6 protein-coding genes are annotated in these 12583 nt (G+C 69.6%); 1 reads left to right on the forward strand and 5 read right to left on the reverse strand.

Annotated elements, in window-relative coordinates; genetic code table 11:
• Positions 1–118: 118 nt before the first annotated feature.
• Positions 119–2614 carry a murein biosynthesis integral membrane protein MurJ gene (murJ, locus tag K4G22_RS15050; protein ID WP_228080742.1) on the reverse strand — a complete coding sequence of 832 codons (2496 nt, stop codon included), beginning with the start codon at positions 2612–2614 and terminating at the stop codon, positions 119–121.
• Positions 2615–2652: 38 nt separating this feature from the next.
• On the reverse strand, positions 2653–4953 hold the full coding sequence (locus K4G22_RS15055) for a DUF6049 family protein (RefSeq protein ID WP_228080743.1): 2301 nt from the start codon (positions 4951–4953) through the stop codon (positions 2653–2655).
• A gap of 146 nt (positions 4954–5099) precedes the next feature.
• Between K4G22_RS15055 and K4G22_RS15060 the strand changes: the two genes are divergently transcribed.
• A complete protein-coding gene (locus tag K4G22_RS15060) occupies positions 5100–6596 on the forward strand; it encodes a CCA tRNA nucleotidyltransferase (RefSeq protein WP_483414798.1) in 1497 nt (498 codons plus the stop codon).
• Between the two features lie 31 nt (positions 6597–6627).
• Here K4G22_RS15060 and K4G22_RS15065 read toward each other — a convergent pair whose 3' ends face one another.
• The 3 genes from K4G22_RS15065 to K4G22_RS15075 all read right to left on the reverse strand — a co-directional run bounded on the left by K4G22_RS15065 (position 6628) and on the right by K4G22_RS15075 (position 12252).
• Positions 6628–7953 (reverse strand): MFS transporter, encoded by a 1326-nt coding sequence (locus K4G22_RS15065; protein WP_228080745.1) that lies wholly within the window; start codon positions 7951–7953, stop codon positions 6628–6630.
• Entirely contained in the window at positions 7943–9481 is a 1539-nt protein-coding gene (locus tag K4G22_RS15070; protein ID WP_228080746.1) for a glycosyltransferase family 87 protein, read from the reverse strand. The genes K4G22_RS15065 and K4G22_RS15070 overlap by 11 nt, the downstream gene beginning before the upstream one ends.
• 83 nt (positions 9482–9564) lie before the next feature.
• Positions 9565–12252 (reverse strand): transglycosylase domain-containing protein, encoded by a 2688-nt coding sequence (locus tag K4G22_RS15075; protein ID WP_228080747.1) that lies wholly within the window; start codon positions 12250–12252, stop codon positions 9565–9567.
• Positions 12253–12583 lie beyond the last annotated feature (331 nt).

Raw genomic sequence — 12583 nt, forward strand, 5'->3', positions numbered from 1 at the left:
ATTGTGCCGTTACTCCGTCGCCCTGCACGACATGTGAGGGCACCGGGAGGTTGTACGGTGGGTGGTCGAACAGTGCGATATCAGACGTCTTCGCCCATCCGTCTCGCGTCGAACTTCATCAGCGTCCGAGCCGGCCGCGGATCATTCCCACCAGAACCGTCATCTCCTGCACGCGCATGCGGCGAGCGGCCACATAGAAGACCGCCAGCAGCAGCAGCGAGCCCACCGCCACGGCGGCCAGCGAGCCCAGCAGGCCCTCCCCCAGGGCGTTCAGCACGCCCAGGCCGGCGAGCCCACCGACCGCGGCGGCGGGGATACAGGCTCCACAGAGACGGATATAGGTGCGCACCACGCGAGCGCCGTCGAGGTCGGTGCGCATGCGCTGCCGCAGCCGCCGCCAGGCCACCACCACCCCCAGGGCATAGGCCACGCCATAGCTGAGGGCGATGCCGGCGACCACCCAGCGGTCGGGCAGCAGGAGGAAGCTCAGCGTCGAGAGCACGATCCAGGCGAGGGAGACCGCGACCGTGTTGAAGAACGGCGTCCTGGTGTCCTCGTAGGCGTAGAAGGCCCGCAGCACGACGTACTGCGCGGAGTAGGGGATCAGCCCGAGGCTGAACGCCATCAGGATGTAGCCGAAGGAACGGGCGGTGTCGATCCCCGCGGAGCCGAAGAGCATGGTGCAGATGGGGATGCCCAGCGCCAGGAACATGAAGCTGATCGGCACGATCGCCACCGCCGAGGTGCGCAGACCGTGCGAGAGGTCGTCGCGGACCGCGGCGGTGTCGTTGTCGGCGGCGGAACGCGAGAGCCGGGGCAGCAGCGCGGCCATCACGGAGACCGTGATGATGGCCTGCGGCATCTGCCAGATCAGCAGGGTGCTGTTGTAGGCCGTGAAGCCGGTGCCCGGATGCCCGGCGTTGCTCGCGTTGTCGCCGGCCCAGGTGGCGAACTGGGTGACGACGATGAGGGCGGCCTGGTTGGCGAGCACGAACATCACGGTCCACTTGGCGAGCCGGGCGGCCTTGCCGAGCCCCTGCCCTCGCCAGTCGAATCGTGGCCGGATGCGGAACCCCGCCGCACGCAGGTAGGGGAGCATCGCCCCGGCCTGGACCACCAGCCCGAGCAGCGTGCCGATCCCGAGCAGCCGCACGGCCTCTGGCGTGATGGTGTTGACGTTCATGCTGGAGCTGCCCTGGGCGCCGTAGACCCAGAGGAACATCCCGAAGGTGAAGATCACCACGATGTTGTTGAGAACCGGGGTCCACATCATGGCGCCGAAGCGGTCCCGCGCGTTGAGGATCTGTCCCAGCACCGTGTAGACGCCGGTGAAGAAGATGGTGGGCAGGAAGTAGCGGGCGAAGGTGATGGTGAGCTCGTTCGCCGCCGGGTCGCTGGCGAACTTGGCGGTCTGCATCCGCACCAGCAGCGGGGCGGCCAGCATGCCCGCCACGACCAGGGCGGCCAGGGCCACCATGACCAGCGTCAGCAGCCGGTTGGCATAGGCGTCGCCGCCGTCCTCGTCGTCCTTCATCGCCCGGACCAGTTGGGGGACGAAGACGGAGTTGAGACCACCGCCGATGATCAGGAAGTAGATCATCGAGGGGAGGGCCCAGGCGACGGTGTAGGTGTCACCGAGCACCGCGGCGCCCAGGGCCGCGACGATCACCAGTTGGCGCACGAACCCGGTGACCCGGGAGACCAGTGTTCCCGCCGCCATTATGGCGCTGGACCGCAGCAGGCTGCTGCCGCGACCGCCGCCCCCGCCCGTGGCCTCGGGCGCCGGCGAGGGCGCCGCGGCCGGCGCGGGCGCGCCGGCGGGCGGGGAGGGCGGACCGGCAGGAGGCGTCACCTGGGCCGGCTGCCGGGGGTAGGGCTCGGGGTGTCGCACCGGGGCCTGCGGCGCCGGGCGCCCCGGCTGCGCCGGCTGGACGGCACCCGGGTGCTGCTGGTCGCGGAAGAGATAGGCGAAGGCGTCGTCGGGCTGTTGCGCCGCCTGCTGTTGATGAGGCTGCTGCTGGGGCTGCTGGTGGTGGGGCTGGCGGTACTCTCCCGGACGCCCCATCAGGCCGTCGATACCGGTGAACTCGCCACCACCGGGGGCCCCTTCGGCAGGCACCCCCTGATAGGAACCGTCCGCACCGCCCGGGGCGTTTCCGCCCCATCCGGGGTTCTGGTAGTGCGGCCCGGGCGGTTGCTGCTGGTAGTACCCCTGCTGATCCGACGGAGCTCCCGGCTGCGGAGGATGGGCGGCCCGGTCGTAGAGGGCCTCACCCACCGGGTCCTGGGCGAGCGGATCGCGGTCGGCATAGGGATCGTGCCCGTAGCTGTCGGCGAGGTAGGGGTCGTAGCCGGTGGGCTGCTGCGGCTGGCTGCCGTACGAGCCAGGAAGGCCGTGGTCGGCGGGTTGCTGCGGCTGTTGCGGCGGCTGCGGGTAACCGGTGTGCTGGTCGTAGGAGGGGGGCGGGTAGCCGTGGTGCGGGTCATGGGCAGGTGGCTGCCGATGAGGCCCGGGCGGGTACTGGTCGGCTTGGCCTGGGGGGTCCTCCGACCAGCCGGACGGGTCGCCGCCATCCGGCGCCTGGCCGCGTTCACGGTCATACGGCGCTTGCATCGCTACCTCACCTTAAGGATCACGGTCCGGACTCCGGCTCACTCGTCGGAGTCCAGCCTCTCACCCCTGGGCGGGGTGCCGGTGTTGACGCCGCTGGTGTCGGCTTCGCTCTCACCCACCGGGACGTCGTCGTCCGACGCGTCGCGCTCTCTGGCGGCGCGCTTGCGTTGGGTGTACATCCGGATGCCGGCGAGTACCACGAGGAGAAGGCCGCCGGCGATCACCATCAGCACGGCGGAGGTGATCGAGGTGACATTGGCCTGGAAGCCCATGGGCTCGCCGAACGCCTTGTTGTCCGAGGTGAAGAGCTGGGCCTCAAGGAGGGTGCGCCCGTTGGCGCGGGCGGTGGTGGAGAACTTCACGGTCTGGCTGTGGCCGCCGCCGACCGCGATCTCCTGGGTCTCGCTGACCTCAAGCCCCAGCCGGCGGCTGGAGGTCAGCCGCAGCTCCAGGCCCTTGACGTCCTGAACCAGGTTGTTCTCGACGGTGACCGGGATGGTGGCGCTGCGTCCGGAGAGCGTGATCGGGCTCTTCTGAATGAGATGCACCCGCCCGGTGAGATCCTCCAGCCCGTTCTGGACGGCGAAGCGGTACTCCGCGGCGTCCGACTCGTGGCCTCGCCAGGAGTTGGACATCTCGCGTCGGATCGCGTTGCCGAAGGGGGGCTCCACGCGGTCGGGACGGGTGAGGATGACCTTGAAGTCGTCCAGGGTGCGCTGGGTCTCCCGCATGGTCTGGAAGGCGCTGGTGGGCAGCTCCTGCTGCCGCAGCCGCGAGGGGTAGTCCTCGTCGCGGGGCACCCGCTGGTTGGCCCCGGGATCGGGCTGGGCCGAGGCCGCCGAGCTCAGGTCGGCGAAGGTGATCCAGTCCGCGTGCTCCTGAAGCGCCCGCAGCGCTTCGGCCATCGCCTGGGCCTGGGCGCCGGTCGGCATGCGCTGGGGGGCGAGCAGCAGGCTGCGCGCGGTGCCCGGCTCCTGCTGGGCGATTGAGAGGGTCTCCGCCAACAGCCGCTGGCGGGCCAGCGTCGCATGGCCGGTGCGGCTCATGTCGGCGGTGAAGAGCGTCGACAGGACGTCGTCGGCGACGATCGCGGTGTTGCCGTCGCCGATGGGCCGCGCCGCCGTGGGCGTGTGGGGCAGGGAGTCGTCACGGAGGCTGTCGCTCCGGGCGATCACATGGTGCGCGCCGGCCGAGGTGGCCACCGAGACGATGGACGGATCGATGGCACCTTCCACGGGCCAGGCGTAGTCCGTGGTCGGTTTCACGTTGAGCACCGTCTCCACCGTCACGGCGGCGGTCTCGGTCGCGACGGCCAACTGGCGGAGCGCGCCCTGGACATCGCGGCCCTGGTGGGCCAGCGAGGCGAGATCCGGGTCGCCGAAGGGCAGCGCGACCACCTCGTCCTCGCGCACCGCCTCCCTGAGGGCGCTCAGCCAGGCTCGGGCCTCCTCCTGCCCATCGCCGGCGACCAGCTCGTCGCCCTCGTACACCTGGTACTCCTCGACCATGGCGTCCACCGAGGCCAACAGGTCCGCGTCGATCACCCAGGTGACGGGGAGCTCGGCGCCGAGGGTGACCATCTGGTGGAGCCGGCCGCCGGGGGAGATCTCCTCCAGCAGCGAGCCGTCCCGGAACGCGGGCGTCTGTTCCTCGTCCGCCCCGGTCTGGGCGGTCAGGTGGGTGCGGGAGACCAGTGGCCAGAGCACGGTGAGCTGGGTGTCCGTCCCGGGCGGCTCCCCGCTGTCCTGCCACGGCAGCAGACCGCGGCCGATGCCCAGGATCTGGTCCCACTGACGGTCCTCGGTCTGTCCGGTCAGCGTGACGCCGAGTTGGTAGACGCCGTCGGCGCCGAGTGAGAGGGCGGAGACCGGGACCTCAAGGGAGAAGGTCCGGGACATACCCGGCTCGATCCTTCCGATGTCCTGGCCATGGCCCCGCACTATGGTGCCGTCGACCTCCTGGACGAACTCGGTACGGGCCATCGCCTGGTTGATGGCGTTGCGACTGTCCAGCAGGACGCCCTGGCGGGCCGCTACCGAGCTGCCGATGATGGCCGTCGAGCCCTCGTTGGTGATGGTGCCGCGCAGCGAGAGGGTGTCGTCGGCCTCCGGCGCCATGGGCGTCTGCTCGGTGATGGACACCGTGGCGGTGAGGGATTCCGTGCCGACCTCGCTCGAAGCCGACGTTCCCCTGGCGGAGGCCGGGACGAGGCCGTTGAGCAGCACGGTGGCCAGCAGGGCGGCCAGCAGGGCGGTGAGCCGCCGGCCACGGCCGGGACGCGGCCCGGGCTGTCGGTCCGCACCGCCGCAGGACGACGTAGTCCCCGTCACCTCTGCCACGCGTCAGCCCCGTTCCTCGTCGTGCCCGACCCTCAACGCGCCTTCATGGTAACGATGATCGACGTGCGCGGACGCCACGGATCATGGGCCGGGTAGGGCCCCCGGCCACGGTGGGACCCCGGCCGGGACACGTACCCTGTGCTGTTGTGCCGAACGACAGGAAAGACACCAACGTCCGCGACGCCGCGCCCGAGCTGAGCCAGGCGCAGCGGCGTGCCGTGGGCGAGCTGCTGAGGGTCTCCCCCATCGCTGACGACCTCGCCTCCCGCTTCGCGCAGGCCGGGTTCACCTTGGCGCTCGTGGGGGGCTCGGTGCGAGACGCGCTCCTCGGGCGGCTCGGCAACGATCTCGACTTCACCACGGACGCGCGTCCCCAGGATGTGCTGCGGCTGGTCCGTCCCTGGGCCGATGCCGTCTGGGAGGTCGGTATCGCCTTCGGGACCGTGGGATGTCGCAAAAGCGCCCCGGCCGAGGACGGTGTGGGCGATCGCCGCGACTATCAGTTGGAGATCACCACCTACCGTTCCGAGGCATACGACCGGGAGTCCCGCAAACCCGAGGTCGTCTACGGCGATTCGTTGGAAGAGGACCTGCTGCGTCGGGACTTCACGGTCAACGCGATGGCCGTCGCCCTGCCGCGCAAGGAGTTCATCGATCCGCACAACGGCCTCTCGGATCTCGCGGAGCGGGTGCTCCGCACTCCCGGCACTCCGGAGGAGTCCTTCTCCGACGATCCGCTGCGGATGCTGCGTGCGGCCCGGTTCGCCGCGCAGTTGGACTTCACGGTCGCGGAGCCGGTGCGGGTGGCGATGACGGAGATGGCCGACCGGATCGACATCGTCTCGGCCGAGCGGGTGCGCGACGAGCTCAGCAAGTTGCTCATCGCCCCGCAGCCGCGTAAGGGCATCACGCTTCTGGTCGAGGCGGGACTGGCCGACCGGGTCCTCCCCGAGGTGCCTGCGCTGCGTCTGGAGCGGGACGAACACCACCGGCACAAGGATGTCTACGAGCACAGCCTGACCGTCCTGGAACAGGCCATCGACCTGGAGGAGGACGGCCCCGACCTCGTGCTGCGGCTGGCCGCGCTCCTGCACGACATCGGCAAGCCCAAGACGCGGCGCTTCGAATCGGACGGCCGGGTCTCCTTCCATCACCATGAGATCGTCGGCGCCAAGCTGACCAAGCAGCGCATGACCCGGCTCAAGTACCCCAACGAGCTGATCAAGGATGTCTCTCGACTGGTGGAGCTCCACCTCCGCTTCCACGGCTATGGAACGGGCGAGTGGACCGACTCGGCGGTGCGGCGCTATGTGCGGGACGCGGGGCCGCTGCTGAGCCGGCTCCACAAGCTGACCCGCTCGGACTGCACCACCCGGAACAGGCGGAAGGCGCAGGCGCTGTCCCGGGCCTATGACAGCTTGGAAGAGCGCATCGAGCGGCTCAAGGAGCAGGAGGAGCTCGATGCCATTCGTCCCGACCTCAACGGCAATGAGGTGATGGAGGTCCTCGGGATCGGCCCGGGGCCCGAGGTGGGGCGCGCCTACCGTTTCCTCTTGGAGATGCGGTTGGAGAAGGGCCCCCTGGAGCGCGAGGAGGCCATCGCGGCCCTCAAGGACTGGTGGGCCGATCAGTCCTCAGCGTGACGGGCGCATCCCGCCGCCTCGGCTCCCCCGCTCAACCGGTCCGCTCCACTGTTTCACGTGAAACGGTGGAGCGGCGGAGCCGGTGGATCAGTACCGCGGTGAGTGCGTAGAGGGCGGACACCAGGCAGAGCAGTGCGGCGGAACGTCCGTCGGCCGGCAGTATCAAGGCCGCGACTCCGGCTGCCCCGACAAAGGCGATGTTGTAGAGCATGTCGTAGAGGGAGAAGACGCGCCCGCGGAACGCGTCGGAGACGGACGACTGCACCACCGTGTCCGTGACGATCTTGGCGCTCTGCGAGACCAGCCCCAGCACGAAGGCGGCGATCAGCATCGGCACCGGTTGGAAGGAGAGTCCCAACACCGGCACCAGGATCGCCGCTGCCAGCGCGCATCGGATGTACCAGCCCAGCCGCCCCACGCGGGCCACCAGCCAGGGGGTCACCAGGGCCGCGACGAAGAAGCCCGCGCCTGAGACGCCGACCGCGATCCCCAGGAGGGCGACGCCTTCGTCGCCACCCTCGTCCCAGGCGTACCGGCAGAGCATCAACACGGTGACCAGAAGAGCGCCGTAGCAGAACCGCATCAGCCCGACACCCGCGAGGGTCCACGCGGCGGGCGGTCGTTCCCTGAGATGCCGCAGCCCGGCGGCCAGCCCCCGGCTGGTGGCGATGATGGCGCTGCCCAGGCTCGGCGGCGCCTGAGCGTTCTCCGGGCCCAACTGGTCCCGACCCAGCCGAAGCGCGGACAGCCCGGCGAGGAGATAGATGCCCGCCGCCAGCAGCAGGGCCAGGGAGTCCTGTACTCCCTGGGAGCGCGCGAGCAGCTGCACCACGAGGGCCCCTCCACCGCCGACCGTTGCGGCCAGCGTTCCCGCCGTGGGAGAGAGGGAGTTGGCGATCACCAGTTGCTCGCGCTCCACCACGCGTGGCAGCGAGGCCGAGAGGCCCGCGAGGACGAAGCGGTTCACCGCGGTGACCATCAGCGCGGAGAGATAGAAGAGCCAGTCCGGGGCGCCGCCCAGGATCAGGGCGCAGGTCGCGACGACCAGGGCGCAGCGGAGAAGGTTGCCGTGAAAGAGCACCTGGCGTCGACGCCACCGGTCCAGCAGCACCCCGGCGAAGGGGCCCAGCAGGGAATAGGGGAGCAGCAACACCGCCATGGCCGCGGCGATATCGCCGGGGGTCGTCTCCTGTTCGGGGGCGAACACCACGTAGGTGGCGAGCCCCACCTGGAAGACGCCATCGGCGAACTGGGAGAGCAGCCGTACGGTGAGCAGACGCTTGAAGCCATCACCACGCAGGAGGATGCGCAGGCTGCCGATGACCGAGGGAGCCTCGTGCTGTCTTTCAGGTTTCACGTGAAACGTCGTCCGAGCTGTCGGCCGGCCAGGGGTGCTCAGGCCGGAAAGTGGTGGGATGAGGTGCCGGAGCCGCCGCTGGCTTGCTGCCCCAGGCGACATAGGCGGATGGCGCGCTGACGGGTGCCTCCCTGCGCCTGCGGAGGCCGAAGGCGTCGGGGGCGCCGTCGAGAACGCCGCCGCCGGGATCGTCGGAGCCATCTCGTCGGACGATGTCGTACTCGGGGCGCAGCGTGTCCCGCACCACCAGGACGCAGAGGTAGAGCGTCCCCAACAGGTGCAGGGCGATGGCGAACTGGTAGCCGCCGATGGAGAGCCCCTGATGCTCCTCGCCATGGCGATAGAGGAGATACATCCAGATGCCGAGGAAGTAGAGCACCTCGCAGGCCTGCCAGATCAGGAAGTCGCGCCACCGAGGTCGCGCCAGTACCGCCAGTGGGATGAGCCAGAGCACATACTGCGGCGAGTAGACCTTGTTGGTGAGGATGAACAACGCCACGACGAGGAAGGCGAGTTGTGCCAGTCGTGGCCTTCGTGGCGCGGCCAGGGCGAGCGCGGCGATGCCGACGCAGCCGAGCACCATCACCACGATCGCGTAGTCGTTGACCGACTCCAGGCCGGTGTCGCCGCGTTGGGCGATGATCAGCCAGACGGAACCGACATCGACCGAGCGTTCCTGGCTGAAGGTGTAGAACTTCGACCAGCCCTCGAAGGCGGGGAGCATCACCGGAAGGTTGACGGCCAACCAGGAGCCGACGGCCGCCGCTGTGGCGGCGCCGAACGCGCGCCAGCGTCCCGCGCGCCAGCAGAGCAGCAGCAGCGGGCCGAGCAGCAGCACGGGGTAGAGCTTGGCCGCTGTCGCCAGGCCGATCAGGACACCCGCCAGCACCGGCCTGCTGCGGGACCACATCAGCAGGGCGGCGCAGGTGAGCGCGCCGGCCAACAGGTCCCAGTTGATGGTGGCGTTCAGCGCGAGGGCGGGGGCGACCGCAACCAACAGGCCGTCCCAGGGGCGGTTGCGGTGGATACGGGACACGCAGAGGGCGATCAGCAGGGCGCAGATCAGCAGCAGGCCGGCGTTGACCATCCAGTAGATCTGCGCCTCGTACTGAGCGCCGCCGCTGGGGGTCAGCCAGGAAGCGACCTGCATGAAGAGCCCGGTGAGCACCGGGTACTCCAGATACTCCATGCCGTCCGAGAGGGCGTCGGGAATCCTCTCGTAGTAGGGGACGATCCCGTCGGCGAAGCCACGCGAGCCGTACAGATGGGGAATGTCCGAATAACAGGCGTGGCTGTACTGGGTGGTGGCGCCGAAGAACCAGCCCTCCTGATAGCAGGGCGCCTTCTGGGCCATCCCCAGGGCGAACATCCCGATCAGCACCAGGGCGATCACGCGGAGCGGATTCCACCAGCCGCTGGCCGACCCCGCCCGGCGGCCCGAGGGCCCGCCGATCAGTTCGCTGCCGGCGGCGGCCACCTCGTCCTGAGCGGTGGGGTGTACGACCGCTCGTTGGTTGGGATGCGCCATGGGCCCATCCTGCCGCAAGGGCCCACCCCCCAGCCGGGGGGTGGGCCCTTGCGGTGTGTGTCCCTGTCGGTCAGGGATGTCGGCTAGGGAAAGATGGTGGAGGTGTCTCCGTCGACATCCCCGCCTCCTGGGCCGTCGATGGTGCCCGGATCCCCGGCGTCGTTGTCGCCCGGGCCTTCGGGCCCTCCTGGGTCCCCGGGACCGCCCGGACCGCCATCGGGGCCGGATGGGTCGCCGCAGGTCCAGTCCCAGTCCTCACAGGGCTCCGTGGGATCGGGATCCGGCTCCTCCTCGGTCGGCGGGTCCGAGGGCTCCGGCTCGTCGCTCTCCTCCGGCTCCTCCGGCTCCTCGGTCTCCGCCGGGGGATCGGGCGTCTCGGTGGGCACCGGGGGCGGGCTGGTGGCGCCGCCGCCCCAGATGGTCTCGCCGATGTCCGGGGGCTCGGGGAACGGGGTCTTGTCGTGGCCGGCGGTGGCCTCCTGCATAAAGCCGATCCAGACCTCCAGCGGGAGGGAGGAACCGTTGATCCGCTGCATGCCGGCCGTGTCGAACATGGAGAGGAAGCCGGCCTCCTCGTCCTCCTGGAGGTCCTCCGGGTCGGACGGGTAGCGCCACATGCCGACCGCGGTGGAGAGGTGCGGGGTGTAGCCGACGAACCAGGCGGACTTGTTCTCGTCCGTGGTGCCGGTCTTGCCGGCTACCGGCCGGTCCAGCACCTGGGCGTCACGACCGCTGCCCTGCTCGCTCTCCACGACGCTGGCCAGCACATCGGTGACGTTGTCCGCGATGGCCGCCTCAAACGCCCGCTCCGTCTCACCCTCGTGCTCGAAGAGCACTCCCTCGGAGCTCTCGACCAGGGTGACCGAGTAGGGCTCGGCTCGCTCCCCGCTGGCGGCGAAGGTGCCGTAGGCGGTGGCCATCCGGATCGGACCCGGGGTCGAGACGCCCAGGGCGAAGGACGGCACCGAGTCGTCGGCCGGGCCGAGGCTGTCCCTCAACAGGCCGGCGTCCGCGGCTGCTTCGGCCACCAGGTCGGGGCCGACGTCCATGCCCAGCTGGACGAAGGGCGTGTTGGCCGAGACCTCCATGGCCTCGCGCAGGGTCAGCTCCCCCTGGGAACGATCCTCGAAGTTCCGCTGGAACCAGGGGACGTCCTCGCCGGTCTCCTCGTCCTCGACCATCAGCGGTTCCCCGTCGTAGTTCATGATCTGGGCTTCGTTCTCGCTCAGATACGTACTCTCGGGGGAGAGCGGGGTGCGGTCGCCTCGGGACTGCTCCGGCCCCTTCTCTGGATCGCGGACACCGTCGCGCATCGCGGCGGCCAGCACGAACGGCTTGAACGTCGAACCCACCTGTGCGTTGGGGGAGTCGGCGTTGTTCGCGTAGTGCTCGGGATAGCCGGCGCCGCCGTAGATGGCCACGATCGCGCCGTCGCCCGGCACGATGGAGGCGGCGCCGAACTGCACATGGCGGTCCTGCGAGCGCTCCTCCGGGTCGAGGTGCTGTTCCCGGACCGCTTCGACGGACTCCTCCATCTGATCCATCATGTCCTTGTCGAACGTGGTGTGGATCTGAAGCCCGCCCGTGGACAGCTGCTTCTCGTCGATGCCGTTGGCGATCAGGTAGTTGTCGACCAGGCTGGTCAGGTAGCCGATCTGGCCTTCCTTCTCCATGGCCGGGGTGGGCTCGTTGATCTCGGGGAACTCGCCGATCTCGTCGTACGCGGCCTGGGAGAGGTTGCCCACCTCCAGACGGCGGTCCAGCACGTACTGCCAACGTCCCTGTGCGCGCTCCAGGTTGCCCGGGTCCAACTCGCCGTTGAGGTTGTACGGGTCGTAGAGGCTGGGGCCCTTGAGCAGGTTGGTGAGGAAGGCGCACTGGCTGGGGTCGAGATCCTCGGCGTCCACGCCGAAGTACGCCTGGGCGGCGGCCTGGATGCCGTGGGCGCCCCGGCCGTAGTAGGAGGTGTTGAGGTACCCCTCCAGGATGTCGTTCTTGGAGACCTCGGCGCTGACCTTGATCGAGAGCAGCAGTTCGCGCGCCTTGCGCTCGATGGTCTGGTCCGCCGTGAGGTACATGTTCTTCACGTACTGCTGGGTGATGGTGGAGCCGGACTGGACATCGCCGCCCCTGGCCATGTTGAGCACGGCCCGGCCGATGCCCATCGGGTCGATACCCGAGTCGTCCCAGAAGGTGGCGTTCTCCGCGGCGACCACGGAGTCGCGCATCGCCTCCGGGATCTGCTCGAAGGCGATGTTCTGCCGGTTCACCTCGCCGCCGGAGACCACCATCCGGGTGCCGTCGGCCCAGTAGTACACATTGCTCTGCTGCTTGGCGATGGCGTTGGCGTCCGGCACCTCGGTCAACGCGTAGGCGATGCCGATCAGGCCGATCAGCAGGCCGAGAAACGTCAGCGCCGAGCCCATCACCTGTTTCCAGGAGGGGACCCAGCGGCGCACCCCCCGTTTGTTGGCGCGCGGGTAGTCGATCAGCCGTTTCTTGCCCGGGGCCTCGGCGCGGCGCCGTCGACCGCCGCCGGCGGTGGCGCCCTCCGCCGCGCTGGCCGCGCGTCGCCTGCCGCCGCCCTGCTGCGCGGCGCGGCGGGCCTCGGCCCTGCTGCCATAGGGTCGTTGCGACGGCAGCTCGGCGCTTCCGCCGGAGGGCGTCTCGGAGGCCGTGGGGGGAGCGGGCGTTGGTTCAGCGCGGCGACCGGAAGGCGACGCGGCGCGCCGACCGCGCGACTGCGGTGGCTTGCGACGGTGCTCGCTCATGGGACAGCTACTCCTCGGACAGACATGCCTGCCTGTTGGCGGCGGGTGCTACAGGTGGCCCAATCCCCCGATGTGTGATCCGTCCCCACAACCGGGCGCACGTCACCTAGCACGAAGACGCTGCCGCGCTCCGCGAGGTTCCCCGTTGGGCTGATCCGCACGGGCCCAGACTACGCAGCGCCAAAAACCATCTTTCTTAGTAGAGCCGGCAATTGGGGCATTACGGCGACGGTGAAGCGAAGATGTGATCCCCTTCACCGCTCGCCCGCTTGCTCGACCGGGGGAGGCGTTCTATCGTTGCGATGTATCGAGCTGATACATCGGCTCAATG

This window comes from Streptomyces profundus (assembly GCF_020740535.1).
GTDB classification, from domain to species: Bacteria; Actinomycetota; Actinomycetes; order Streptomycetales; family Streptomycetaceae; genus Streptomyces; species Streptomyces profundus.